The following is a 25,576-nucleotide window of genomic DNA, read 5'->3' on the forward strand; positions in this document are numbered from 1 at the left end:
CCACGGATACCCCTAGGGGTATAGAGGAGAGACAGATGCGCATCGTGATCGTCGGCGGAGTCGCAGCCGGCATGAGCACCGCCGCCCGCGCGCGGCGGCACGACGAGTCGGCCGAGATCATCGTGCTCGAGCGCGGGCCCGAGGTGTCGTTCGCGAACTGCGGCCTGCCCTACTACGTGGGCGGCGAGATCGAGGACGCATCCGCCCTCCTGCTGCACACGCCCGAGACGCTGCGAGCCTCGCTCAACCTGGACGTGCGCACCGGCCACGAGGTCGTCGCGATCGACACGACCACGCGCACGGTGACCGCGAGCTCACCCGAGGGCCCTGTCACGATCGCGTACGACGCGCTGGTGCTCGCCCCCGGTGCGGCGCCCGTGCGTCCGCCGCTGGCGGGACTCGACTCCCCGCGCGTGCACACGCTGCGCACGGTCGGCGACGCGGTCGCCCTGCGCGACGGCGTCGAGTCCGGCGCCCGGCGCGCCGTGGTGCTCGGCGCCGGCTTCATCGGCCTCGAGGCCGCCGAGTCGCTGCGCGCCGCGGGACTGGCCGTCGACGTCGTCGAGCTCGCCCCGCACGTCCTGCCCCCTCTCGAGCGGGAGCTCGCCACGCTCGTGCGCGACGAGCTGGTCCGCCTCGGCATCGGCGTGCACGACGGTGTCGCCGCCGACCGGATCGATGACCGGCCGGATGCGGCATCCGTCGTCCTCTCGGACGGAACCGCGATCGACACCGACCTCGTCGTGCTCTCCGTCGGCGTACGCCCCGACACGGCCTTCGCCGAGTCGGCCGGCATCCAGACGGTGCGCGGCGCGATCGTCGTCGACGCGCGCGGCCGCACGTCGGCGGAGCGCGTGTGGGCCGCGGGTGACGCGACGCTGTCGACGGATGCCGTCACCGGCGTCTCCCGCCCGGTCGCGCTCGCCGGGCCCGCGAACCGCGCGGGCCGCCTCATCGCCGACGACATCTTCGGCATGACCGGCGCGCGGCCCATCCCGTCCGCCGCAGGCACCGCCATCATCCGGGTCGGCGAGCTGACCGCCGCGATGACCGGCGCCAACCGCGCGTCGCTCGATGCCGCCGGGATCGAGTACCGGACCCTGCACCTGCACCCGAACCAGCACGCGGGCTACTTCCCCGGCGCCGCGCCGATGCACCTCGTCGTGCACATCGCCGCGTCCGACGGGCGCCTCCTGGGCGCTCAGGCGGTCGGGGTCGAGGGCGTCGACAAGCGCATCGACGTGCTCGCCACCGCGCTGCGCGCCGGCCTCGCCGCTCCCGACCTCATCGACCTCGACCTCGCGTACTCGCCGATCTACGGCCAGGCGAAGGACGCCGTCAACCTCGTCGGCATGGTCGCCGAGAACGTCCTCAACGGGCGTCTCCGCCTGTGGTACGCCGACGAGGTCGAGCAGGTCGCCGCTGACGCGCTCGTGCTCGACGTGCGAACGCGCGCCGAGTTCGCGACCGGGCACATCCCGGGTGCGCTCAACATCCCGCACACCGAGCTGCGGGGCCGCCTCGACGAGGTGACGGATGCCGCGTCCGGCCGTCCCGTCCGCGTGCTGTGCGCGGCCGGTGTGCGCGCCAACATCGCGCACCGCGTGCTCGTGGGCGCCGGGTTCGACTCGGCCTCGCTCTCGGGCGGTATCCAGACCCTGCGCCAGTGGCACGGCGCCGACATCGACCACATCCTCCAGACCGAGGGAGTCTTCGCATGATGATCACCGGAACACCCGAAGAGCAGGCGGCCACGCGCAAGCGCATCTCCCACCGCCTGCGGCGCGCTCAGGGCCAGCTCGCCGCCGTGATCGGCGCGATCGAGTCGGGCGCATCCTGCCGCGACATCGTCACGCAGCTCTCGGCGGTGTCGAGCGCGCTCGACCGCGCGGGCTTCGCCATCGTCTCGGCAGCGATGCGGGACTGCGTGCTCGACCCGGATGCCGCGGCCGACGCCGAAGGCCTCACCGTCGAGGAGCTCGAGAAGCTCTTCATGGCGCTCGCCTGACCCGAACCACCCCCCTGACCGAACCACGGAGACCCATCATGTGCCAGAGGATCACCTGCACCACGTGCGGCAAGGCCACCTGGACCGGCTGCGGACAGCACGTCGAGTCGGCCCTCGCCGGCGTGCCCGCATCCGCTCGCTGCCAAGGTCACGACGCACCCGCCGAGCGCAGAGGCCTGTTCGCGTCGCTCTTCGGCCGCTGATCCGCTGACCCCCTCCCGGGGGGTGCCCGGTCGGCCATGGCCGCGGTCGCTCACCCGACGACGCGCGCCCCCGGTACCGGGCCGTGCACGTGGAGGGCGTTGTAGCCCGCCGCGGTGAGCGAGACCTGCAGGTCGAGCGCCGCTTCGGCGCCGAGCGTGAGGAACGCGACCGTCGGTCCCGAGCCGGAGACCATTCCGGCCAGCGCTCCGGCGCTCTCGCCGAGCTCGAGCGTCTCGCGCAGCTCGGGCTGCAGCGAGAGCGCGGCCGGCTGCAGGTCGTTGCGCACGCACTGCGCGAGTGCGACGGGATCCCCCGCGCGCAGCGCATGGAGCACGGCGGGGTCGACCGACGGACCGCGCAGCGGCGGTGCGATGTCGGGCCCCTCGCGCAGCGAGTCGAGGTGCCGATACACCTCGGGCGTCGAGAGGCCCCCGTCGAACGGGACGATCACCCAGTCGAAGCGACCCTGCGCGAGGGCCGGGTTCAAGCGGTCTCCGCGTCCGGTGCCGATCGCCGTGCCGCCCATGAGCGCGAACGGCACGTCCGCGCCGAGCTTCGCGCCGAGCCGCTGCAGGTGCGCGGAGCCGAGCTCGGCGCCCCACAGCGCGTCGCATGCGACGAGCGCCGCCGCGGCATCCGCCGACCCCCCGCCCATGCCACCGGCGACCGGCACGCGCTTGACGATCTCGAGGTGCACGCCGCCCTCGTGCCCGAGCTCCTTCGCGACGAGGCGCGCCGCGCGCAGCGCGAGATTGCGGTCGTCGGCGGGCACGCCCGACACGTCGACCGTGCCGCTCACCGACACGGTGAACTCGGGCGACGGCTCCGCCCACACCTCCTCGTACAGCGACACCGCCTGATAGGCGGACGCGACGTCGTGATAGCCGTCGTCCTGCACGGCGCCGACCTCGAAGAAGAGGTTCAGCTTGCCCGGCGCCCTCGCGTGGACGCGCTCGGTCGCGAGCGCTTCGCTCACAGCTCGGTCGACTCCGCCCAGAGGTCCACGTCGATGCTGTCGGCCGCCGCGTCGATCTGCTCGAGCTCCTCCGTCGTGAACGCCGGACCGTCGAGCGCGGCGAGGTTCTCGTCGAGCTGGTCGGTCCTCGACGCGCCGATGAGGGCGGATGCCACGACCGGGTCGCGCAGCACCCACTGGATCGCCATCTGGGCGAGCGTCTGGCCGCGCTCCTTCGCCACGACGTCGAGGCTTCGCAGAGCGGCCAGCGCCTTCTCGCTCAGCTTCCCGCCGGGCAGCGACGACCGCTGCTGGGCGCGCTGCGCCGTGCCGTCCTCGAGGTAGCGGCTCGTCAGCAGCCCCTGGGCGAGCGGCGTGAACGCGATCGCGCCGATGCCCTCCTGCTTGAGCACACCGGTCAGGCCGTCCTCGATCCAGCGGTTGAGGATCGAGTACGCGGGCTGGTGGATCACGAGCGGCGTCCCCATCGACCGCGCGCATGCCGCCGCCGCCGCGGTGCGCTTCTCGCTGTACGAGGAGATGCCCACGTACAGCGCCTTGCCCTGCCGCACGAGAGTGTCGAGGGCGCCGATCGTCTCCTCGATCGGCGTGACCGGGTCGGCCCGGTGCGAGTAGAAGATGTCGACGTAGTCGAGCCCCATGCGCGTCAGCGACTGGTCGGCGCTCGCGAGGATGTACTTGCGCGACGCGAAGTCTCCGTACGGCCCGGGCCACATGTCCCAGCCGGCCTTCGACGAGATGATCAGCTCATCGCGATACGGCCGGAAGTCCTCCGCGAAGATCCGGCCGAAGTTCTTCTCGGCGGAGCCGTAGGGCGGGCCGTAGTTGTTCGCGAGGTCGAAGTGCGTGATCCCCTTGTCGAACGCATGCCGGAGCAGGGCCCGCTGGTTGTCGAGCGGGATGTTGTCGCCGAAGTTCCACCACAGCCCGAGCGAAATTGGGGGAAGATAGAGACCAGACGCCCCCACCTGGCGATAGTCGGTGACCGAGTACCGGTCTCCGGCTGCGGTATAGGGACGGTGGATGTCGAGGACGTCGGGCCGGAAGCGCGGTGCGTCGGTCATCCTTTCAGGCTAGCGCCCGCGACCCCCCGCGGCGACGGGGTCGAACGACGTCTCGAGACGGTACACGCTGGTCCTCGACCACGACCGGAAACGCCGGCGAAACACCGGCTGGCTAGGGTGTCCTTCCGTCGACCCCGGCGGGAGGCATCCGTCTTGATCGAAAGGAGGAAGCCGCGATGGTGAGATTGTCCGCGCTCCCCGCGCGCCGCGAACCCGCAGACGCCCTGCTCACGAGGCCGGACGTCGTGCTCGACCGCGGGATCCTGCACCTCGTGCATGACGACGTCCCCGGCTGGCAGGCGCGCATCGACGATCTGCTCGCCGTCGCGGACGCGTTCGACGCCGCCGACGTGCCGATGCTGCTCATCCGCCGCGACCGCTCGACGCCCGCGATCGTGGTCGACCTCGACCGCCGTGACGACGCGTTCGCGGCACTGCGGTCGCTCGCGCACGACCCCTTCTACGTCAAGGGCAAGCGCCGGCCGCCGATGCTGGCGACGGATGCCGCGCCCCTGAGCTCCGAGCCTTTCGCGGTGCGCGTGTACCGGCCGAGGATCACCCCGCGGCGCACGCTCCGCTACGGCGCGTCGCTCGCCGCACGCGTCGAGTTCTGGCGCTTCGGCGACACCCTCATCGAGGCGCCCGACGAGAACCTGCTCCTGCGGCGCGCGACGCCTGCCGAGGACGTGCGCTACACGACGGTGGAGCAGCACGGCCGCGTGTGGCGCACGATCGACGGCATGTTCGACCCGCTCCCCGACGAGTTCCGCAGCGACGTCGACATCGTCTTCTCGTGGGTGGACGGCTCGTCGAGCGAGTTCCAGCGGCAGCGCGCCGCGCAGCTCGCCGAGTACGTCGTGGGCGAGGGCGACGACTCCCCCGCGCGGTACCGGCACGTCGACGAGCTGCGCTACGCGCTGCGCAGCGTCTACATGTACGCCCCGTGGGTGCGGCGCATCTACATCGCGACCGACTCGCCGGTCCCGGCATGGCTCGTGGAGCATCCGCGTGTGCGCATCGTGCGCAGCGAGGAGTTCTTCGCAGACCCGTCAACGCTGCCGACCCACAACTCGCACGCCGTCGAGGCGCAGCTGCACCGGATCCCGGGCATCGCCGAGCACTTCCTCTACTCCAACGACGACATGTTCTTCGGACGGCCCGTCGAGCCCGAGCTGTTCTTCACACCCGCGGGCGTGACGAAGTTCGTCGAGTCCGGTGTGCGCATCGGCACGGGCGAGCCCGCCGCTCACCGCAGCGGTCACGACAACGCGCTGCGGGTCAACCGCGCGCTCCTGCGCGAGCGCTTCGGGCGCACGATCACGCGCGATCTCGAGCATTGCGCGGCGCCGCTGCGCCGCAGCGTCATGGCCGAGCTGGAGCGCGAGTTCGCGGAGGACTTCGCCCGCACCGCGGGCACGCGGTTCCGGTCGGCGACCGACATCTCGGTCACGAACAGCCTGTACCACTACTACGCGCTCATGACCGGCCGCGCGGTGACCACGACGCGGCCGCGCGTGCAGTACGTGCAGACCACGACGATGAGTCAGCTGCGCACGATGGAGCGCCTCGCCGAGAGGCGCGACATCGACATGTTCTGCCTCAACGACGGCGGCACCGATCAGGACGTGCCGGAGGAGCTGCGCGTGCGAGCGCTGCGGTCGGTGCTCGAGCGCTTGTTCCCGGTGCGCGCGCCGTGGGAGCGGGCAGACATCACCGCAGAACGGGAATCGGCTCGGTCGGCGCATCCCTCCGTGCGCGGCTGACGTCGGCGATGCCGGCGCTGCGCAGGCGGCGCTGAGCCTCGACGGCGTCGATGTGCTCGAGCGGCTTCGGCGCGTCGAGCGGCACGACCGAGTGCACGACCGTGTCGTCGTACACGTGCACGAGATTGAACGCCTGCGCGCCGTCCTGCGGCCGCGTGCCCCCGACGGGGACGGTGAGGTCCTGCGCGTAGCACGTCGACGACGCGACCGACACGGGAATCCCCGCGAACGTCGCGAACGTCGAGTAGTGCAGGTGCCCCGCGATGATCGCGCGCACGTCGGTGCCGCGCAGCACGCGTGCCAGGCGCGACTGGTCGCGCAGCTCGACGCTCGCGGCGAGCGCGAGCACGCTCGGGATCGGCGGGTGGTGCATCGCGAGGATCGTGCCGAGAGGCGCCGGCGTCGCGAGCTCGGATGCGAGCCACTCGAGCTGCTCGTCGGTCACCTCGCCGTGGTGGTGGCCCGGAACGGTCGTGTCGAGCGTGATGACCCGCAGGCCGTCGAGTTCGTCGACGCGATCGAACGGCCGCAGCAGGTCGCCCGCGCTCTCGTCGTCGCCGAAGAGACCTCGACGGAACGCGGCGCGTTCGTCGTGGTTGCCCATGACCCACAGCACGCGCGCGCCGATCCGCTCGGCGAACGGCTCGACGAGGCTGCGCAGGTCGCGGTAGACGCCGGGCTCACCGAGGTCGGCGAGGTCGCCTGTGAAGACGATCGCGTCGGGCGCGACACCCGACGCCTCGATCACGTCGAGTGCACGGGCCAGGTTCGCCGCTCCGTCGACGCTGTCGAAGAGGCGCGGTCCGGGACCGCGAAGATGGGTGTCGCTGATGTGCAGAAGCGTGCGTTCGGGCGCCGCATGCTCGGCGGTGCGCATCGATCTCTCCCCGCCCCGTGGTCGTCCGGGGCTGCGTCGATTTTAGGTCCGCCGAATCACAGTGGTCCGGAAAGACGCGGTGAATCCCCGCTGAATCCTTGGATCACATTGAGCGATCCGCGGCCTGCGCGATGCGCTGGAAGTCCTCGATCGACAGCTCCTCGCCGCGGGCGGTCGGGGCGACATCCGCTTCCTCGAGGACGACGGATGCCTCGGCGGCCGTCCCTCCCAGCACCCCCGCGAGCGCCTGGCGGAGCATCTTGCGCCGCTGCTGGAACGCCGCGTCGACGATGCGGAACGTGCGGCGGCGCTCGTCCTCGTCTCCGCGCGGCTCGGGGTCGCGCCGGAACGCGACGAGCACGCTGTCGACGTTCGGCACGGGCCAGAACACCTGCCGCGAGATGTTCCCCGCCAGTCGCCACGGTCCGTACCAGGCGGCCTTGGCGCTCGGGGCGCCGTACACCTTCGACCCCGGCTGCGCGGCGAGCCGCTCGCCCACCTCGGCCTGCACCATCACGACGCCGCGCTCGATCGCGGGGAACGTCTCGAGGAAGTGCAGCAGCACGGGCACCGACACGTTGTAGGGCAGGTTCGCCACGAGCACGGTCGGGTCGCCGGACAGCTCGGTCACGCGCAGCGCGTCGGCGTCGACGACCGTGAGCGCGCCGTCGTCCACGCCGTGGGCGGCGGCCGTCTCGGGCAGCCTCTCCGCCAGACGATGGTCGATCTCGACGGCGGTGACGGATGCCCCGGCCTCGAGGATCGCGAGCGTGAGAGACCCGAGTCCGGGCCCCACCTCGACCACGCGCTCCCCCGGCTCGACGCCCGCCACGTGCACGATCCGGCGAACGGTGTTCGCATCGACGACGAAGTTCTGCCCGAGCTTCTTGGTGGGGGTGAGGTCGAGCTCGGCCGCGAGGACGCGGATCTCGGAGGCGCCGAGAAGCTGAACCGACATGCGTCTCACCGTAGCAACCGGGAGTCCGCCGCTTCCGCAAGGCCCCTGCCGTGCGATCGACTCCGCCGATATCGTGACCCCATGACGAGCGAGTCCATCCCCACAGGCGCATTCTCGCTGAAGAGCCCGTACGGGAAGAGGGCCATCGGACTCGCCGTCGCCGCCGCCGTGGGCGGCTTCCTTTTCGGCTTCGACTCGTCGGTCATCAACGGCGCTGTCGACTCCATCGGGTCGGACTTCGACCTCAACGACTTCGTCACGGGGTTCGTCGTCGCGATCGCGCTCCTCGGCTGCGCCGTCGGAGCCATGAGCGCCGGTGCGCTCGCCGACAAGTGGGGGCGCCTGCGGGTCATGTTCATCGGCGCGATCATGTTCTTCGTCAGCTCGCTGGGCTCGGGCCTCGCGTTCTCGGTGTGGGACCTCGGGCTGTGGCGGGTCGTCGGAGGACTGGGCATCGGCATCGCATCCGTCGTCGCCCCCGCCTACATCGCCGAGATCGCGCCGCGCCAGATCCGCGGCGGACTGGCATCGCTGCAGCAGCTCGCGATCACGCTCGGCATCTTCGTCGCCCTGCTCAGCGACGCGCTTCTCGCGACGAGCGCGGGCGGCGCGGATGAGGCGCTCTGGTTCGGCCTGGACGCGTGGCGCTGGATGTTCATCGTCGGCGTCGTCCCGGCCGCCGTGTACGGCATCCTCTCGTTCACCGTGCCCGAGTCGCCGCGCTTCCTCATCGCGACGGGGCGCTCCGACGAGGCACGCGACATCTTCGCGCGCCTCGTGCCACCGGCCGACCTCGACAAGACCATGAACGAGATCCGTACGGCGATCGAGGCCGACCGCAAGAACGCGGGCGTGTCGATCCGCGGCAAGGCGTTCGGGCTTCAGCCGATCGTGTGGATCGGCATCATCCTGTCGATCTTCCAGCAGTTCGTCGGCATCAACGTGATCTTCTACTACTCGACCACGCTGTGGCGCGCGGTCGGGTTCGGCGAGGGCAGCGCGCTGCTCACGAGCGTCATCACATCGGTCACGAACGTGCTCGTGACGCTCATCGCGATCTTCCTCGTCGACCGTGTCGGGCGGAAGCCGATCCTCCTCACCGGCTCGGTGCTCATGACCCTGTCTCTCGGCCTGATGGCCGTCTCGTTCTCGTTCGCGGAGGGATCCGGATCCGACGTCACCCTGCCCAGCCCGTGGGGCCCGATCGCCCTCGTCGCCGCGAACCTCTTCGTGGTCGGGTTCGGCGCATCGTGGGGTCCGCTCGTGTGGGTGCTCCTCGGGGAGATCTTCCCGAGCCGCATCCGCGGGAAGGCCCTCGGCGTCGCCGCCGGCGCCCAATGGATCGCGAACTTCGCCATCACGATGACGTTCCCCGCCCTGTCGGCGTGGTCCCTGCCGCTCACGTACGGCATGTACGCCCTGTTCGCAGCGCTGTCGTTCGTGTTCGTCGCGTGGAAGATCCCCGAGACCAAGGGCATGGAGCTCGAGCAGACCGAGACGCTCTTCGTGGTCAAAGGCGCGAAGGCGGATGCGGCCTGAGTCGGATGCCGCTCACGAGGCCGCCGCTTCGTCCTCGCTCTCCCACGGCAGCATGACGACGGGCAGGATCAGCACCTTCCCGGCGACGGCGGTCGGATGCTTCGCCATGTACGCAGCGGCCTCGTCGATCGATTCGGCCTCGAGGAGGTCGTAGCCGGCGAACCACTCCTTGAACTCGGGGAACGGTCCGTCCGTGACGATCACCTTGCCGTCGCGCACCGCGACCGACTTCGCCTCCTCAGGACCGGCGACGGGCGCGCCGGGACCGAGGCGGCCGGCGTCCTCGCCCTCCTTCGCCCAGGACTCGAGCATGCGCCGGTCCTCGTCCTGTGCGAGGGCGGAACCGGACGAGTCGGTCATGTGGATGACGAGGTACTGCTGGGCCATGATGGCCCCCTTTCCTTATCGGGATCGTTCACGGGGTCGTCGGGAGCTGGGCGCGGCGGCGGCGCAGGTGAGCCACTTCGGCGGTGTTGCCGGCGAGCTCGATCGCGCGATCGTACGCGGCGAGGGCGTCGGAGGCGCGGCCCACACGACGCAGCAGCTCGGCGCGCGTCGCGTGGAAGGCGTGGTGACCGTCGAGGGCATCGCCCAGGCCGTCGACGAGGGCGAGGGCGACTTCGGGCGAGTCGTACTCCGAGACGGCGATCGCCCGGTTGAGCGTCACGATCGGATTCGGATCGAGCTGCTCGAGGCGTCCGTACAGCGCGACGATCCGCGACCAGTCCGTGTCGCGCGCGTGCGGCGCCGAGGCGTGCACGGCGTTGATCGCCGCGAGGAGCTGGTAGCGCCCCGCGAAGGTCTCCGCCGGCTCGTCGACGAGCGCGAGACCCTCGTCGACGAGAGCTCGGTTCCACGACCCCCGGTCCTGCTCGTCGAGCCGCACGAGCTCCCCCTTCGCCGACACACGGGCGTCCGCCCGGGCCTCCGTGAGGAGCATGAGCGCGAGCAGACCGGTCGCCTCGGCGCGTTCGGCGGATGCCTCGGGCAGCAGGTCGCGCACGAGGCGCGTGAGCCGGATCGCCTCGCCCGTGAGGTCGCGGCGGATGGGGTCCGCCCCCTCCCCGGTGGCGAGATAGCCCTCGTTGAAGATCAGGTAGAGCACCGTGAGCACGCCGTCGAGACGGCTCGGAAGGTCTTCGCGCTCCGGCACGCGGTACGGAATCCGAGCGGCCTTGATCCGCGCCTTCGCCCGACTGATGCGCTGGCCCATCGTCGTCTCCTGCACGAGGAATGCGCGCGCGATCTCGGCCACCGTGAGTCCGCCGACGATCCGCAGCGTGAGTGCGACGCGTGCCTCCATCGAGAGCGCCGGGTGGCAGCATGTGAACACGAGCCGCAGCCGGTCGTCATCGATCGCGCCCGTGAACTCGGCCGGTGAGTCGTCCTGGAGCATGAGCGCCTCCTGATGCAGCTCGCTGCGGCGCGCTTCGCGGCGGAGCCGGTCGATCGCCACACGGTGCGCGGTCGTCGTGATCCACCCGCCGGGGTTGGGCGGCACGCCCTCCGCCGGCCACCGCTCGACGGCCCTGGCGAAAGCCTCGGCGGCGGTCTCTTCGGCGAGGTCGAGATCGCCGTACCGTCGCATGAGCCCCGCGACGATCCGCGCCCACTCCTCTCGGTGTGCGCGGACGACCGCTTCGTCGACGGCCGACGTCACGAGCACTCCGCCATCTCGATCGCGCTCCCTCTCCACATCAGGTCTACGAACGGGATCCTGTCGATTCGACACCCTTCGCGAAAGAAGTTCGACGGTCGAATCGATTCGGAATGTCGAAGACGCTTCGCGCCGTTCGTAGAAGACGTGAGGGCGGCCCGAGAACCGACCGCCCGAGACGAAGGGTGAACGACATGCACCGTGATGGAACGCCCACGATCGCCGGGCGTCGGCCGGAGCCGCACGAGGCGGAGGAGCCTCCCCTCGAGCGCACGCGGCGGCGCTCGTTCTGGGCACGCCTGGCCGACGACCTGACCTCGCTGCCCGCGAGCGCCACGATCCGCCTCAACGGCTGAGGTCAGTCGCCGAACGCGCCGTACACGTCGACGGTGTTCGCTGCGAGCTGCGCGCACAGCTCGTCGAGCTCGACCCCGAGCTCGGCCGCGATGAACCGCACCGTCACCGGGATGAGGTACGGCGCGTTCGGGCGGCCGCGGTGCGGCGTGGGGGTGAGGAACGGCGCATCCGTCTCGACCAGGATCCGCTCGCGCGGCGTGACCTTGAGCGCGTCGCGCAGGTTCTGCGCATTCTTGAACGTGACGTTGCCCGCGAAGCTCAGGTAGTACCCGCGCTCCGCCGCGATGGTCGCCATGTCGGCGTCGCCCGAGAAGCAGTGGAAGACCGTGCGGTCGGGGGCGCCCACGCGCTCGAGGGTCTCGAGCACCGCGCCGTGCGCGTCGCGGTCGTGGATCTGCATCGCGATCCCGTGCTTCTTCGCGAGCCCGATATGCGCCTCGAAGCTCTCGAACTGCGCATCGCGGCCCGACTCGTCGGTGCGGAAGAAATCGAGCCCCGTCTCGCCGATCGCGCGCACGCGCGGCTGCGTCGCGAGCTCGTCCATCGCCTCGATCGCCATGTCGAGCCGCCCCGCGGCCGCGTACGCGGGCGCTTCGTTGGGGTGGATCGCGACGGCTGCGAGGACACGCGGGTCGGATGCCGCGGCATCCGCCGACCACACACTCGACTCGATGTCGCCGCCCGCCTGCACGACGCCGATCACGCCGACCGACTCCGCGAGGTCGAGCTGCTCCTGGAGCGTTCGGGGCTCGTCTCCGTCGGAGATCTCGAGGTGCGCGTGGTTGTCGTACACCGGCACGGTGAGCGGCGCGGGCGGCTCGGGCCACCGGACGTCGCGCGAGCCGTCGTTATGGCGCGCGCGGATGTATCCGGAGACGTCGGCCCCGGGCTTCTGATCGCTCACTGGCTCTGCTCTACTCGCGGGAACAGCGGTGCGAGGGCGTTGACCGACGCGCCGGCCGGCAGGGCGCCCCACGACCCCGCCTCCCGGATCGGCTGCTCGACGAGGCGGCCGAGCGCCTGGTCGGCGCCGAGCGCGACCCACAGCTTCTCGGTGGCCTTCGGCATGACGGGCGACAGCAGGACGGCGAGCGCACGGAGTCCTTCGGCGGCCGTGTACAGCACGGTGCCCAGGCGCGCGCGCTTCGACTCGTCCTTCGCGAGCGCCCACGGCTCGTTCTCGGTGATGTAGAGGTTCAGCGCGTCGACGATCGTCCAGATCGCGGCGATGGCCTCGTCGATGCGGAACCGCTCGATCGCCGAGTCGGCGGCCGCCGCCGCATCCGCCACGGTCTTCTGGATGTGCAGATCGCCCTCTTCGTACGCGTCGGCAGGCGGCACGACGCCCTCGAAGTACCGCCCGATCATCGCGGTGACGCGCGACGCGAGGTTGCCGAAGCCGTTCGCGAGCTCGGCCTGGTAGCGGGCGGAGAGGTCCTCCCACGAGAACGAGCCGTCGTGGCCGAACGGGATCGCCGACAGGAAGTAGTAGCGGTACGCATCCGACCCGAACACGCTCGTGATCTCGGTCGGCGCGATGCCGGTGAGCTTCGACTTCGACATCTTCTCGCCGCCCACGAGCAGCCAGCCGTGCGCGAACACCCCCTTGGGCACGTCGACGCCCGCCGCCATGAGCATCGCGGGCCAGATCACCGCGTGGAAGCGCAGGATGTCCTTGCCGACGACGTGGTACGCCGGCCAGCGGCGCGCGAACTGCTCGGGATCGGAGCCGTAGCCGACGGCCGTCGCATAGTTGAGGAGCGCGTCGACCCATACGTAGATGACGTGCGACTCGTCCCAGGGCACCTTGATGCCCCAGTCGAACGTCGACCGCGAGATCGACAGGTCCTTCAGGCCCTGCTTCACGAACGACACGACCTCGTTGCGGGCCGTCTCGGGCCGGATGAAGTCCGTCTTGTAGAGCTCGAGCAGGCGGTCCTGGAACTCGCTCAGCTTGAAGAAGTAGTTCTTCTCCTGCAGCAGCTCGAGCGGCTTCGAGTGGATCACGCACACCTTCAGACCTTCGAACGGCCCCGTGCCGTCGACGATCTCGGACTCCGGCTTGAACTCCTCGCAGCCGACGCAGTACAGCGCCTCGTACTCGCCCGCGTAGATGTACCCACGGTCGTACAGCGCCTGGAAGAACACCTGCACGTTGCGCTCATGCCGCTCCTGCGTCGTGCGGATGAAGTCGTCGTTCGCGACGTCGAGCTCCTCCAGCAGCGGGAACCACGACTCCGCCACGAGCTTGTCGACCCACTGCTGCGGCGTCACGCCGTTGGCGGATGCCGCGCGCAGCATCTTCTGGCCGTGCTCGTCGGTTCCCGTGAGCATCCACGTGTCGTCACCCGCCTGGCGGTGCCAGCGCGCGAGCGTGTCGACGGCCACGGTCGTGTAGCCGTGTCCGATGTGCGGCACGTCGCTCGGGTAGTAGATCGGCGTCGTGATGTAGAAGGATCGGCCGGAAGTCACCAGAAGATTCTAGATTGGCCGGATGCCGCGACCGGCAGTGTGACGACCGCCGGCCCGGTGGACGGGGTTCTGCGGTGCGCGTCGCGAGCGCCGCGGGCTACCCGCGGACGGCGAGCGCCGCCTGGTAGAGCTCGCGCGAGGAGTGGCCGGTGTGCGCCGCAACCTCGCCGGCGGCGTCCTTGAGCCGGGTGCCCGATCGCACGAGCTCGAGCACCTGCGTGACGGCGTCGGGGAAAGGGACCGCACGCACCTCCGCCCCGGCGACGACGAGCACGACCTCGCCCCGCACCCCGCCGTGCGCCCACTCCGCGAGCTCGGCGAGCGTTCCGCGCACGACCTCCTCGTGCAGCTTCGTGAGCTCGCGGCACACGGCGGCGCGGCGCTCCGCGCCGAACTCCGCGGCCATGTCGGCGAGCGTCGCCGCGACGCGCGTCGGCGCCTCGAAGAACACCATCGTCCGTCGCTCCCCGGCGAGGGCGCGCAGCGTGGACGAGCGCTCCCCCGGTTTGCGCGGCAGGAATCCCTCGAACGTGAAGCGGTCGGTGGGCAAGCCGGACACCGCCAGCGCAGTGAGCACGGCACTCGGCCCGGGGATCGCGGTCACGGTCACCCCCGCGTCCGCTGCGGCCGCGACGATGCCGAAGCCCGGGTCGCTCACGGTCGGCATGCCGGCATCGCTCAGCACGAGGAGGTCCTCGTCACGCGCGAGCTCGACGAGCTCGGCCGCCTTCGCCTTCTCGTTGTGGTCGTGGAAGGCGATGAGGCGCGGACGGTTCTCGATGCCGAGCGCCGCGAGCAGTCGCTGCGTCGTCCGCGTGTCTTCGGCCGCGATGACGGTCGCCACCTCGAGCGCCTCGACGAGGCGGGTCGAGGCGTCGCCGAGGTTGCCGATCGGAGTCGCGGCGAGGATGATCACGCGGCCAGCCTATGTTCTCCACAGCGCGGCGCGTCGCCCGCATCCGACGCCCTAGGCTGGTCGCCGTGTCGACCGTCGCCGAGCCGCAGCTGCTGCCCGCCGCCCGCCCGACGCTGTACGACCGCTGGTCCGCCCGGTCCGCCGCCGATCCCCGCATCGCGGCCCGCTGGGCATGGATCGCTCCCCTGCTCGTCACGCTCGTGGCCGGCGTCCTGCGCTTCGCGAACTTCTCGAACCCGCACGCGCTCGTGTTCGACGAGACGTATTACGTCAAGGACTCGTGGAGCCAGTGGGTGCTCGGGTTCCCGTCGACGTGGCCCGAGGGCGCCGATGCACGCTTCCTGAACGGCGAGACCGACATCTTCACGGGCCAGGGCAGCTTCGTGGTGCATCCGCCGCTCGGCAAGTACCTGATCGGCGCCGGCATGGCGCTCTTCGGCGCCGAGTCGACGTTCGGCTGGCGGTTCGCCGTCGCCCTCTTCGGCACCGCGACGGTGCTCGTGCTGTACTTCCTCGCGCACGCGCTCACACGGTCGGTCGCGTTCGCGACGATCGCCTCGGGGCTCATGGCGGTCGACGGCCTCGCGATCGCGATGAGCCGTGTCGCGATCCTCGACATCTTCGTGGCGTTCTTCGTCGTGCTCGCGTTCTTGTTCGTCGCCCTCGACAGACGGCGCCTCGACGAGCGTCTCGCGGAGGCGATGCTCGCGCGCTCACCGCACAACGGGAATGAGCCCGCGACCGTGAGCCTGCGATGGGGCGCGGTGATGTGGAACCGCCCCTGGATCGTGGCCGCGGGCGTCGCGGCGGGGGCCGCTGCATCCGTCAAGTGGTCCGGCGTGTACGTGCTCGCCGGGCTCGGCGTCTACCTCGTCGTGGCGGATGCCCTCGCGCGCCGGCGCCTCGGCGTGGAGCTGTGGCCGTTCGACGCGGTGCGGCAGGGCGTCGTGACATTCGTGCTCTTCGTGCCGGTCGCGTTCGTCGTGTACCTGCTGTCGTGGACGGGCTGGTTCGTGACCGACGGCGGGTACGACCGGCACTCGGCCGACGCCGAGCCCGCGACGGGCATCTGGTCGTGGGTGCCCCCCGCGCTGCAGAGCCTGTGGCGCTATCACCAGGCGATCTACGGATTCCACGTCGGCCTCACGACCGACCACGGCTACGAGAGCCCCGCGTGGCAGTGGCCGCTGCTGATCCGCCCGACGTCGATGTACTTCCACCAGGACCCGCTCGGCGATGCCGGATGCGGCTGGGCGAGCGGCTGCGTTCAGAACATCTACAGCATGCCGAACCCGCTCGTGTGGTTCGCGGCCGTCGCCGCCGTGCTGTACGCCGTGTACCGGTTCGTGCTCGCACGCGATTGGCGTCTCGCGCTCGTGCTCGTGGGCATCGGCGTGACGTACGTGCCCTGGCTGCTGTACCCCGAGCGCACGACGTTCCAGTTCTACACCGTCGTGGTGCTGCCCTTCCTGCTGCTCGCGCTCACGTTCGCACTGCGCGACATCGCTCGAGGCGGCGTGGCCGCATCCGCGGTGCCGGGATCGCCCGAGGCGTCGTACCGCCGCGCGACCGGGCAGCGGCTCGTGATCGTGTTCCTCATCGTCGCACTGCTCGTCGCCGCGTTCTGGTACCCGGTCGTGAACGGCATCTCGGTGCCGTACGAGTTCTACCGCCTGCACAACTGGGTGCCCACCTGGATCTGACCGGCTCGGCGCTCGCCGCCGCTCGGCTGTCGCCCTCGCCCACTCTCCCGAATCAGGACATCTGGCGGAGGCAGGATGATTCGCCGCAGAATCCCCTGCGTGAGCCAGATGTCCTGATCTCGGCGAGGAGTGTTCCGCGGGGGATCAGGAGGGAGAAGCGGATCACTCGGCGAGTAGTGTTCCGCAAGGGGATCAGGAGGGCGAAGCGGATGCCGCGGCCCGCGCCGCACCCGGGAGGGCCGCGGTGATGCGCTCGATCGCCGCGTCGTCGTGCGCGGCGGTGAGGAACCACGCCTCGAACACGCTCGGCGGGAGGGAGACCCCCGCCTCGAGCATCGCGTGGAAGAACGCCCGGTAGCGGAACGCCTCCTGGTCGCGGGCGTCGTCGTAGTTCCGCACGGACCCGGGGCGGAAGGCGATCGAGAAGAGGTTCCCCGCCCGTGAGACGACGTGTGCGACGCCTTCTGCGTCGAGCGCCTCGTGCGCCGCGGTCGCGACGGCATCCGCCGCCGCGTCGACCCGGCGATACACGTCCTCGTCGGCGAGCGTCAGCGTGGCGATGCCCGCGGCAACCGCGAGCGGGTTCCCGCTCAGCGTGCCGGCCTGGTACACGGGGCCGAGCGGGGCGAGCAGCTCCATATACTCGGCGCGCCCGCCGATCGCGGCGAGCGGCATCCCGCCGCCGATGACCTTGCCGAACGTCGCGAGGTCGGGCGTCCAGTCCTCGCCGGATGCCTGCTCGAGCCCCCACCAGCCGGCGGGACCCACGCGGAAGCCCGTGAGCACCTCGTCGAGGATGAACAGCGCCCCGTGCTCGTGCGCCGTCTCGATGAGGAAGCGGTTGAACCCCGGATCAGGCGTGAGCACGCCGGCGTTGGCGCCCGCCGCCTCGGCGATGATCGCGGCGATGCGGCCGGGGTGCGCCTCGAACGCGGCGCGCACGGCGTCGCGGTCGTTGTACGGCAGCACGAGCGTGAGCGCCGCGATGTCGGCGGGGACGCCCGCGGATCCGGGAAGGCCGAGCGTCGCGACGCCCGAGCCCGACTCGGCGAGGAGACCGTCGGAGTGTCCGTGGTAGTGGCCGGCGAACTTGACGATGACGTCGCGCCCGGTGGCCCCGCGCGCGATGCGGATCGCGGTCATCGTCGCCTCGGTGCCGGTCGAGACGAGGCGGAGGCGCTCGATCGCGCGCTTCGTCTCGCGTCCGGGTCGCTCGGCGTCCGGGAGCGGATGCGCGAGGCGCTCGATGACGAGCTCGGCGAGCTCCGTCTCGCCCGGGGTCGACGCGCCGAACGAAAGGCCGCGGGTCGCGGCATCCGTCACAGCCTTCACGACGTCGGGGTGTGCATGGCCCAGCAGCGCGGGACCCCACGACGCGACGAGGTCGACATACTCGCGTCCCGACACGTCGCGCACGCAAGGACCCGACGCCGACACGATCGACAACGGGGTTCCTCCGACCGAGCCGAAGGCGCGCACGGGCGAGTTGACGCCACCGGGGATCACCGCGCGGGCGCGGGCTGCGGCATCCGCATTGGTCAGGGTCATGCGTCTCGTCTCCTCGATCATCGACGGCCGAGGCGTTCGGCCGCCTCGATCGCCCAGTACGTCAGGACGGCGTCGGCGCCCGCCCGCACGATGCTCGTGAGCGACTCGTCGACGGCTCGCTCGCGGTCGATCCAGCCGTGCGCGGCGGCGGCCTCGATCATCGAGTACTCGCCGCTCACCTGGTACGCCCACACGGGCACCGGCGACGACGCCGCAGTGTCGGCGAGCACGTCCAGGTACGACATCGCGGGCTTGACCATGACGATGTCGGCGCCCTCGGCGAGGTCGAGCGCGACCTCGCGGGCGCCCTCGCGGCGGTTCGCGGGATCCATCTGGTAGGTGCGCCGGTCGCCCTGCAGAGACGACTGCACCGCGTCGCGGAACGGTCCGTAGAACGCCGACGCGTACTTCGCGGCGTACGCGAGGATCGCGACGTCGGCGTACCCGGCGCCGTCGAGCGCCGAGCGCACAGCCGCGACCTGGCCGTCCATCATGCCGCTGAGCCCGAGCAGCTGCGATCCCGCCTCGGCCTGCGCGATCGCCATGTCGCGGTATCGCTCGAGCGTCGCGTCGTTGTCGACCGCGCCGTTCGCGTCGAGCACACCGCAGTGCCCGTGGTCGGTGAACTCGTCGAGGCACAGGTCGGTCTGCACGACGAGCGCGTCGCCCGCCTCCTCGGCCGCGACGCGGGTCGCGACGTTGAGGATCCCGTCAGGATCGGTCGCACCCGAGCCCTCCGCATCCTTGTGCTCGGGCACGCCGAACAGCATGACGCCGCCGATGCCGGCCCCGGCGGCGCGCGCGATCTCGCGGCGCAGCGAGTCGAGGCTGTGCTGCACGACGCCCGGCATCGACGCGATCGGCAGTGGCTCGTCGGCGCCCTCGCGCACGAACAGCGGCAGCACGAGCTGCTCGGGGTGCACGCGCGCCTCGCGGGCGAGGCGGCGCCACGCGGGTGTCGCACGCAGGCGGCGCGGACGGACGGAGGGGAAGCTCGGTTCGGTCATGGGTCGTCTTTCGTGGGGCGGCGTGTCAGTCGCCGAGGGGCGCGAGGTCGGCGGCGCCCTGCTGGAGGAGTTCGTCGGTCACGTGACGGGCGACGGATGCCGCGGCATCCGCGCCGTCGCCCTCGAGGGCGGCCGCGTGCGAGCTCGAGAGCTGCGCGGTGCCGTCCGGGCGGTACACGACCGCCGTGAGGAACAGCAGCCCGTCCTCGACGAACGCGTGCGCGCCGATCGGGGCCGCGCACCCGGCGCCCAGGAGCGCGAGCACACCGCGCTCCGCGTCGGCCGCGAGACGCGTCGGCCGGTGGTCGATCGCCGCGGCGAGGTGCTCGTCGCCTACGCGTGTCTCGACCGCGAGTGCCGCCTGCGCCGGCGCGGTGGGCCACTCCTCGAGCGGGAGGTACTGGGTCACGGCGTCGAGGCGGCCCAGGCGCCCGAGCCCCGCGGCGGCGAGCATCACGGCGTCGAGCGCGCGCTCCGGATCGGCGGAGGCCACACGGCCGAGGCGCGTGTCGACGTTGCCGCGCAGGTCGACGAGCTCGAGATCGGGGCGCCGCGCGGCGAGCTGCGCGCGACGGCGCGGCGAGCCGGTTCCGACGCGCGCGCCCTCGGGAAGCGTTTCGAGAGTGAGACCGTCACGCGCGCACAGCGCGTCGCGCGCGTCCGCCCGCTCGGGGACGGCCGCGATCGCGAGCCCTTCGACGGGGGTCGTCGGGAGGTCCTTGTACGAATGCACGAGCACGTCGACCTCGCCGGCGAGCAGCGCATCGCGCAGCGCGTTGGCGAAGACGCCGCGTCCGCCGAGGGTCGACAGCGATGCGGTCGAGGTGTCTCCCTCGGACACGATCGGCACGAGCTCACCGCCGAGCTGCTCGGCGATCGTGCCCGACTGCGCCATCGCGAGGGCGCTGGCGCGGGTTCCGATGCGGAGCGTCATGCGTCAGCCGACCCCTGTCGAGATCGCGCGAATGACGGTCCGCGCCGCCCGGCGGCGGTCGTTCGCGCAATCTCGGCGGCGGATGCGAAGCGCAGCGAAGTCACTCGATCACCTCGCGCACCTCGGACGGCGCGATGCGGCGCCCGGTGAAGAACGGCACCTCTTCGCGCACGTGCAGGCGGGCATCCGTCGCGCGCAGGTGGCGCATGAGGTCGACGAGCTCGGTCGGGTCGTCGGCCTCGAGAGCGAGGAGCCACTCGTAGTCGCCGAGCGCGAAGCTCGCGACGGTGTTGCTCTGCACCTGCGGGAACTCGCGGCCCTTGCGGCCGTGGTCGCCCAGCATCCGCCCCCGCTCCTCGGGCGGCAGGAGGTACCACTCGTAACTGCGCACGAACGGATACACCGTGAGCCAGTCCTTCGGCGCGAGGCCGCGCGAGAACGCCGGTGCGTGGTCGCGACTGAACTCGGCGTCGCGGTGGACGCCCATCGCGTTCCAGGTCGGCAGGAGCGACGCGAGCTCGCGACTGCGGCGCAGCGTGCGCAGGCGGCTCTGCAACTCGTCGGCCGAGTGACCCGTCAGCCACAGGAGCACGTCCGCGTCGGCGCGAAGCCCCGACACGTCGTACACGCCGCGCAACGAGTCGCCGACCTCGGCCGATGCGTCCTCGATCGGAGGGGCGCCGAGCGGGGCGTCCGCAGGGTGCGGGTCGCGGCGGAGGACGGCGAACAGCGTGTAGTACTGGGGTTCGACGGCGGGGGCTGTGTCGGTCACCCTTCCATCCTCCCCCCGGACGCGGGTTCCGGCGAATCCGCGCTGAGTCGCCCGGCGACCCGCTCCGCGTGCGCGACGACGGACGCGAGCCCGGTGCCGGCGGGGCCCTCGCCGACGGCGGGCTCGGGCGTGTCGGCCCATGCGCCACCCGGTCGCCGCTGCCACACGGCAGACGTCGCGTCGACGACGCGATCGATGCGCGCGCCCGTGAGCGTCGCGGCATCCGCGGTCGCCCGCTCGATCGCATCGGGGACGTCCCCGTCGTACGAGAGCCGCAGCGCATGGAGCCCGGGGAGGCGCTCGCCCACCCACGCCCACTTCGCCGAGACGTGCGTCAGGGCGCGGGCCGAGACCCCGGGAGCGCCGGCCGCCACGAGGACGCCCGTTCCGCGAGGAGCCGGGTCGAGACCGGATGCCTCGACCACGAGCGTCGCGAGCGTGATGCGCCGGCCGGCTGGGGCATCGACGGGGGTCGCCGCACGGACGACCTCGCCCGTGACGCGCCGCCCGTTCACGGTGACACTCTCGGAGGTGATGTCGGCGGCCTCGGCGCCCGTCTCGAGCCGGACGCCCAGCCGCTCGCAGTCCGCCACCAGCGCGTCCACGAGCCGGAACATGCCGCCGCGGATGCCGGCGACCTGTGATCCCGCGGGCGCCGTCGCACGGATCCGCTGCACCGCGGCCGCGAGGGATCCCGTCGCGTGCAGCTCGTCGCGCAGACGCGGCGAGGCGGTCTCGACCGGGAGGGAGTGAGGGTCGCTCGAGTGCACCCCGCGCACGACCGGAGCGACGAGGCCGTCGACGACTCCCCTGCCCATGCGTCGGCGGACGAGCTCGCCGAGGGACGAGGCATCCGCCCCCACGCGTGCCGGCAGGAGCGCGTCGATTCTCGCGCGCAGTGCGGCGCGGCGGCCGATCGCGTGCACCACGTCGGGCGCCGACGGGTCGCCCGGGATGCCGAGCACTCCCGTCGCCGGCAGCGGTACGGCAGACCCGTCGGCCCGATGCAGCCACGCGGGCGTGGAGAGGGGCGTCTCGATGTCCTCCGCCATGCCGAGTTCGGTCAGGAGCCTCGCGACCGTGCCGCCCCGCATCGCGAACGATTCCGCGGCCGCGTCGAGGTCCACGCCCGCGACCGTCTGCCGTGCGACCTGGCCGCCGAAGCGGTCGGAGCGCTCGAACACGACGACGGGTCTGCCGGCGAGGGCGAGCCGCCGCGCGAGCACGAGCCCGCCGACTCCCCCGCCGACGACGAGGACGCCATCAGGCATGCACGAACTCCACGATGCGCGTGAGCACCGTCGGGTCGGTCTCGGGCGGCACGCCGTGTCCGAGGTTCACGATGTGCGCGGGGGCGGCTGCGCCGCGGTCGACGACGTCCTCGATGTGCGCCGCGAGCACGTGCCACGGCGCCTGCAGCAGCGCCGGGTCGATGTTCCCCTGGAGCGGGACGCGGCCGCCGAGGCGCTCGTTCGCGACGTCGAGCGGCAGGCGCCAGTCGATGCCGACGACGTCCGCGCCGATGCCCGGAAGCAGGTCGAGCATCTCGCCCATCCCGAGGCCGAAGTGGATGCGCGGCACGTCGAGCCCGCGGAGGGCGTCGAACGCGCGGCGCGAGTGCGGCGACACGCGGCGCTGGTAGTCGCTGCGCGACAGCGACCCGGCCCACGAGTCGAACAGCTGCACGACGCTCGCCCCCGCCTCGACCTGGGCGCGCAGGAACGCGCCGGTCACGTCGGCGCACCAGTTGAGCAGCGTCGCCCAGGTGTGCGGGTCCGTGCGCATGAGGGCGCGCGTGCGCAGCTGCTCCTTCGACGGCCCGCCTTCGACGAGGTAGCTCGCGAGCGTGTACGGCGCGCCGCCGAAGCCGACGAGCGGCGTGCTGCCGAGCTCTGCGACGACGATGCGCACCGCCTCGCGGATCGGGTCGAGCGCGGCGGGGTCGATCGGACGCAGCTTCAAGACATCGGATGCCGTGCGCACCGGCTCGTCGAGCACGGGGCCGCGCCCCGGGACGATCTTCACGCCGACTCCCGCGAGAAGGACCGGCACCACGATGTCGCTGAAGAACACCGCGGCGTCGACGCCGTGGCGGCGCACGGGCTGCAGGGTGATCTCCGCCGCGAGCGCCGGGTCGAGGCACGCGTCGAGCATCTCGGTGCCCGCGCGGCTTTCCCGGTACTCGGGCAGCGAGCGACCCGCCTGCCGCATGAACCACACGGGCGGAATCGCCGGACGGTCGCCGCGCGCCGCGCGCACGAGCGGGGATCGGGCGGTTCGTCCGTCGGTGAGCGGGTGGTCTGCGGGGAGGGCGGCGGTCGCGAACGTCACCCGTCCAGGCTAGTTCGCATGTCTGGGAGCGCCCGGCGTGCGGTTCAGGGCCCGGACTGCACAGGCGCGCTGCTCCAGCCCGCTTCGCCGCCCCGCAGCGCCGTGTCGAGGGACTCCTGCGCGAACCGCATGTTCTCCGCGTATTCCGGCTCCTGGAGCCGCTGCCACATCACCTCTTCGGGGACGTCCTCCACATGCGCGGTCACCCACCAGATGTTGCCGAACGGGTCTCGCACGCGCCCGCCGCGCTGCCCGAATGCGTTCGTCCCCACGTCCGTGACGACCTCGGCGCCGCGTTCGACGGCTCGCGCGACCGCGGCATCCGCATCCGCCACCCACACGCGCAGAAGGCTCGGCATCACCGGCCAGTCCGGGCGACGATCGAACGCGAGCACCACGGTGTCGCCCACGCGGATCTCGCCGTGGCCGATCGAGCCGTCCTCGGTGCGCACGCGCGCGAGCTCTTCGCCGTCGAAGGCGTACGCGATGAACTCGAGCAGCGCGTCGGTGTCGTCGGTGACGACCCATGGTGCGACCGCGGTGTACCCGGAGGGCACCTGGGCTCGAGCGGACGAGGAAGAGGTGATGGCCATGAGGGCTCCTTTCGCACGGCTCACGGTACGACGGGTCCACGACATCGCCTGTCCTCATCGTGTGCGGAGAAGTCGCGGCGGGTACAGCGACCCGTCGCGCGGATTCCGCCCGCCCTCGACGGGGCGGGTAAACTCGCGGCGTGCTTTTCTGCCTCACGGCGAATCACCGGAACACCGACTTCGAGGTCCTCGAGCGGATCTCGCAGGCGGCGGATGCTGCCGGGCCCGACCTCCTCGCCGCGCACGACTTCGTGCGCGGCGCCGTCGTGCTCTCCACGTGCAACCGGTTCGAGGCGTATCTCGAGGTCGATGAGCCCGTCACGGGCGCCGCGGCGCTCGCGCACGAGGCGGTGCTGGAGTTTCTCGAGGAGCGCGTCGGCGCGGATGCCGAGGTGCTGCGCCGTTCCGCGGTGACCCTCAGCGGCGACGACGTCGTGCGTCACCTCTTCGCGGTGAGCTCGGGTCTCGAGTCGATGGTCCTCGGCGAGGAGGAGATCAGCGGACAGGTGCAGCGCGCGCTGCGATCGGCCCGCGAGGCCGGGGTCACGAGCCCGCTGCTCGAGCAGGCGTTCCAGCGTGCCGCCCACGCATCGCGCGAAGTGCGCGCGCGGGCGAACCTCGTCGGCGAGGGCCGCTCGCTCGCGCGCCTCGCGCTCGATCTCGTCGCGTCGCGCATCACGGACTGGAGTGACACCGCGGTGCTGCTCGTCGGCACCGGGAGCTACGCCGCGACGACGATCGCGGCGCTCCAGGCGCGCGGGGCGACCGACGTGCGCGTGTACTCGGCGACCGGCCGCGCGCAGAAGTTCGCCGCGAAGTACGGCGTGCGCGCCGAGCGCGACCTGCGACGCGGCATCCGCGAAGCCGACGTGGTGATCACGTGCACGGCGCGCTACACCGTGACCGTCGACGACGTCCCGTCGGACCGCGACCGCATCATCGTCGACCTCGGCCTGCCGCGGAACGTCGACTCGGCCGTGGCGGACATCGACGGCGTCACCCTCGTCGACCTCGAGCTGCTCGGCAAGCACGCGTCGGTGCCCGAGCTCGGCCACGGGGCGCATGAGGTCGTCGGCTCGGCTGCGGCGTCGTTCACGGCGCAGCGCGACGCGGCCGCCGCGATCGTCGCCGTGCGATCGCACATCCAGGCGGCGCTCGGGGCGGAGATCGACCGACTTCGCGGCGACGACGACAGACGCACCGAGGCCGCCCTGCGGCACCTCGCCGGCGTGCTCTCGCACACACCGTCGGTGCGGGCGCGCGAGGCCGCGGCCGAAGGCCGGCTCGACGAGTTCGAGCGAGCGATCGAACTGGTGTTCGGCATCCGCGTCGAGCGCGAGGAGCGCGGCGGCGGCTTGCGCGCGATCGGCTGACGTCGAGCCCCGGGCGTTGAGCGAGGGCGCGGAGCGCCCGAGACGGAATGCGCACGTTCGTCGCGCTTCGGCTCGCTCAGCGACCGGGAGCTGAAGACGCGAGCTCCGCGGCATCCGTCACCGGGAGGCGGCACGCGAAGTCCTCGCAGTCGTACGCCGTCGCCCTGCCGTCGAGCACGGCCTTGTCCTCGAAGAGCTCGAACCCGGCGCTCGCGAACGCCTCCGACTGCGCCGGGCTCACCACCGCGAAGACGTCGGCGCGGATGCCGCGCCCCGCATCCGCGAGCGGATCGTCGGTGCTCTCCGCGACGATGACCAGCTGCCGCGGCGCCTCGACGAGCCCTGAGGCGGCTCGCAGCAGGGCTCCGTGCGCGAGCGGCTGCGCCAGCGCCCTCGGCGCGTGCGCGGCGACGATCCGCTCCGCGACCCTGCGCCACCGCTCCCCCGCACCGAGCCGCCACAGGTCGAGCGCTGCGAGCGCGATCGACGCCGGGCCCGACGGCTCGTCGCCGTCGCTCGCCTCG

General features: G+C 71.8%; 24 protein-coding genes and 1 pseudogene. 8 read left to right on the forward strand and 17 right to left on the reverse strand.

Translation table 11 applies throughout. From position 1 onward, the window contains the following. The first annotated feature begins 35 nt into the window (after positions 1–35). From VFF97_RS03170 to VFF97_RS03180, 3 genes are read left to right on the forward strand one after another with little or no spacing between them, the layout of a single operon-like run. A complete protein-coding gene (locus VFF97_RS03170; protein WP_325032044.1) occupies positions 36–1,721 on the forward strand; it encodes an FAD-dependent oxidoreductase in 1,686 nt (561 codons plus the stop codon). After that, positions 1,718–2,008: a metal-sensitive transcriptional regulator gene (locus VFF97_RS03175; RefSeq protein ID WP_325032045.1), complete on the forward strand. Its 291-nt coding sequence runs from the start codon at positions 1,718–1,720 to the stop codon at positions 2,006–2,008. The genes VFF97_RS03170 and VFF97_RS03175 overlap by 4 nt, the downstream gene beginning before the upstream one ends. Positions 2,009–2,046: 38 nt before the next feature. Then, positions 2,047–2,211, forward strand: a complete 165-nt coding sequence (locus VFF97_RS03180; RefSeq protein ID WP_325032046.1) for a hypothetical protein — start codon at positions 2,047–2,049, stop codon at positions 2,209–2,211. A gap of 50 nt (positions 2,212–2,261) precedes the next feature. On the opposite strand, the gene VFF97_RS03185 is transcribed toward VFF97_RS03180, so the two are convergent. Beyond that, the gene (locus VFF97_RS03185) at positions 2,262–3,188 is read right to left on the reverse strand and encodes a 4-(cytidine 5'-diphospho)-2-C-methyl-D-erythritol kinase (RefSeq protein ID WP_325032047.1); all 927 of its coding nucleotides are present in this window, start codon (positions 3,186–3,188) and stop codon (positions 2,262–2,264) included. Beyond that, a complete protein-coding gene (locus tag VFF97_RS03190; protein WP_325032048.1) occupies positions 3,185–4,252 on the reverse strand; it encodes an aldo/keto reductase in 1,068 nt (355 codons plus the stop codon). The genes VFF97_RS03185 and VFF97_RS03190 overlap by 4 nt, the downstream gene beginning before the upstream one ends. A 176-nt stretch (positions 4,253–4,428) precedes the next feature. Here VFF97_RS03190 and VFF97_RS03195 point away from each other — a divergent pair, with 176 nt between their 5' ends. After that, positions 4,429–6,015, forward strand: a complete 1,587-nt coding sequence (locus tag VFF97_RS03195) for a stealth conserved region 3 domain-containing protein (protein WP_325032049.1) — start codon at positions 4,429–4,431, stop codon at positions 6,013–6,015. Here VFF97_RS03195 and VFF97_RS03200 read toward each other — a convergent pair. After that, positions 5,963–6,892: a phosphodiesterase gene (locus VFF97_RS03200; RefSeq protein ID WP_325032050.1), complete on the reverse strand. Its 930-nt coding sequence runs from the start codon at positions 6,890–6,892 to the stop codon at positions 5,963–5,965. The genes VFF97_RS03195 and VFF97_RS03200 overlap by 53 nt on opposite strands. A 103-nt stretch (positions 6,893–6,995) precedes the next feature. Then, positions 6,996–7,850: a 16S rRNA (adenine(1518)-N(6)/adenine(1519)-N(6))-dimethyltransferase RsmA gene (gene rsmA / locus VFF97_RS03205; RefSeq protein ID WP_325032051.1), complete on the reverse strand. Its 855-nt coding sequence runs from the start codon at positions 7,848–7,850 to the stop codon at positions 6,996–6,998. Between the two features lie 81 nt (positions 7,851–7,931). Between rsmA and VFF97_RS03210 the strand changes: the two genes are divergently transcribed. Next, positions 7,932–9,389 carry a sugar porter family MFS transporter gene (locus tag VFF97_RS03210; protein ID WP_325032052.1) on the forward strand — a complete coding sequence of 486 codons (1,458 nt, stop codon included), beginning with the start codon at positions 7,932–7,934 and terminating at the stop codon, positions 9,387–9,389. A 12-nt stretch (positions 9,390–9,401) separates the two neighbouring features. Here VFF97_RS03210 and VFF97_RS03215 read toward each other — a convergent pair whose 3' ends face one another. Both VFF97_RS03215 and VFF97_RS03220 read right to left on the reverse strand, forming a co-directional pair. Then, positions 9,402–9,776 carry a YciI family protein gene (locus tag VFF97_RS03215; protein WP_325032053.1) on the reverse strand — a complete coding sequence of 125 codons (375 nt, stop codon included), beginning with the start codon at positions 9,774–9,776 and terminating at the stop codon, positions 9,402–9,404. Between the two features lie 28 nt (positions 9,777–9,804). After that, positions 9,805–11,049 (reverse strand): RNA polymerase sigma factor, encoded by a 1,245-nt coding sequence (locus VFF97_RS03220; protein ID WP_325032054.1) that lies wholly within the window; start codon positions 11,047–11,049, stop codon positions 9,805–9,807. 191 nt (positions 11,050–11,240) lie between these two features. Here VFF97_RS03220 and VFF97_RS03225 point away from each other — a divergent pair, with 191 nt between their 5' ends. Continuing rightward, complete coding sequence (locus tag VFF97_RS03225) at positions 11,241–11,402, forward strand: hypothetical protein (protein ID WP_325032055.1); 162 nt, start codon at positions 11,241–11,243, stop codon at positions 11,400–11,402. A 2-nt stretch (positions 11,403–11,404) separates the two neighbouring features. Here the strand turns inward: VFF97_RS03225 and VFF97_RS03230 are convergent, their stop codons facing one another. The 3 genes from VFF97_RS03230 to rsmI all read right to left on the reverse strand — a co-directional run bounded on the left by VFF97_RS03230 (position 11,405) and on the right by rsmI (position 14,791). Continuing rightward, positions 11,405–12,307 carry a TatD family hydrolase gene (locus VFF97_RS03230; protein WP_414684216.1) on the reverse strand — a complete coding sequence of 301 codons (903 nt, stop codon included), beginning with the start codon at positions 12,305–12,307 and terminating at the stop codon, positions 11,405–11,407. Next, positions 12,304–13,875 (reverse strand): methionine--tRNA ligase, encoded by a 1,572-nt coding sequence (gene metG / locus VFF97_RS03235; RefSeq protein WP_325032056.1) that lies wholly within the window; start codon positions 13,873–13,875, stop codon positions 12,304–12,306. Before metG ends, VFF97_RS03230 begins: the two co-directional genes overlap by 4 nt. Positions 13,876–13,972: 97 nt before the next feature. Beyond that, positions 13,973–14,791: a 16S rRNA (cytidine(1402)-2'-O)-methyltransferase gene (gene rsmI, locus VFF97_RS03240; protein ID WP_325032057.1), complete on the reverse strand. Its 819-nt coding sequence runs from the start codon at positions 14,789–14,791 to the stop codon at positions 13,973–13,975. A gap of 65 nt (positions 14,792–14,856) precedes the next feature. Between rsmI and VFF97_RS03245 the strand changes: the two genes are divergently transcribed. Then, a complete protein-coding gene (locus VFF97_RS03245; RefSeq protein ID WP_325032058.1) occupies positions 14,857–16,494 on the forward strand; it encodes a dolichyl-phosphate-mannose--protein mannosyltransferase in 1,638 nt (545 codons plus the stop codon). Between the two features lie 192 nt (positions 16,495–16,686). Here VFF97_RS03245 and VFF97_RS03250 read toward each other — a convergent pair whose 3' ends face one another. The 7 genes from VFF97_RS03250 to VFF97_RS03280 all read right to left on the reverse strand — a co-directional run bounded on the left by VFF97_RS03250 (position 16,687) and on the right by VFF97_RS03280 (position 23,679). Continuing rightward, positions 16,687–18,042: a glutamate-1-semialdehyde 2,1-aminomutase gene (locus VFF97_RS03250; protein ID WP_325032059.1), complete on the reverse strand. Its 1,356-nt coding sequence runs from the start codon at positions 18,040–18,042 to the stop codon at positions 16,687–16,689. Positions 18,043–18,059: 17 nt separating this feature from the next. Further along, positions 18,060–19,049, reverse strand: a complete 990-nt coding sequence (hemB, locus tag VFF97_RS03255; RefSeq protein ID WP_325032060.1) for a porphobilinogen synthase — start codon at positions 19,047–19,049, stop codon at positions 18,060–18,062. Between the two features lie 25 nt (positions 19,050–19,074). After that, positions 19,075–19,983: a hydroxymethylbilane synthase gene (gene hemC, locus VFF97_RS03260; protein ID WP_325032061.1), complete on the reverse strand. Its 909-nt coding sequence runs from the start codon at positions 19,981–19,983 to the stop codon at positions 19,075–19,077. Between the two features lie 100 nt (positions 19,984–20,083). Beyond that, complete coding sequence (gene hemQ / locus VFF97_RS03265; protein ID WP_325032062.1) at positions 20,084–20,755, reverse strand: hydrogen peroxide-dependent heme synthase; 672 nt, start codon at positions 20,753–20,755, stop codon at positions 20,084–20,086. Next, positions 20,752–22,026 (reverse strand): protoporphyrinogen/coproporphyrinogen oxidase, encoded by a 1,275-nt coding sequence (locus VFF97_RS03270; RefSeq protein WP_325032063.1) that lies wholly within the window; start codon positions 22,024–22,026, stop codon positions 20,752–20,754. The genes hemQ and VFF97_RS03270 overlap by 4 nt, the downstream gene beginning before the upstream one ends. Beyond that, positions 22,019–23,086 carry a uroporphyrinogen decarboxylase gene (gene hemE, locus VFF97_RS03275; RefSeq protein ID WP_325032064.1) on the reverse strand — a complete coding sequence of 356 codons (1,068 nt, stop codon included), beginning with the start codon at positions 23,084–23,086 and terminating at the stop codon, positions 22,019–22,021. The genes VFF97_RS03270 and hemE overlap by 8 nt, the downstream gene beginning before the upstream one ends. Positions 23,087–23,130: 44 nt before the next feature. Then, positions 23,131–23,679 carry a VOC family protein gene (locus tag VFF97_RS03280; RefSeq protein WP_325032065.1) on the reverse strand — a complete coding sequence of 183 codons (549 nt, stop codon included), beginning with the start codon at positions 23,677–23,679 and terminating at the stop codon, positions 23,131–23,133. Positions 23,680–23,819: 140 nt separating this feature from the next. On the opposite strand from VFF97_RS03280, the gene VFF97_RS03285 reads away from it, so the two are divergent. Next, a complete protein-coding gene (locus VFF97_RS03285) occupies positions 23,820–25,052 on the forward strand; it encodes a glutamyl-tRNA reductase (RefSeq protein WP_325032066.1) in 1,233 nt (410 codons plus the stop codon). A gap of 76 nt (positions 25,053–25,128) precedes the next feature. Here VFF97_RS03285 and VFF97_RS03290 read toward each other — a convergent pair. Continuing rightward, a pseudogene (locus VFF97_RS03290) lies at positions 25,129–25,576 on the reverse strand (thioredoxin domain-containing protein); the annotation flags it as partial.

This window comes from Microbacterium sp. (assembly GCF_035687345.1).
GTDB lineage: Bacteria > Actinomycetota > Actinomycetes > Actinomycetales > Microbacteriaceae > Microbacterium.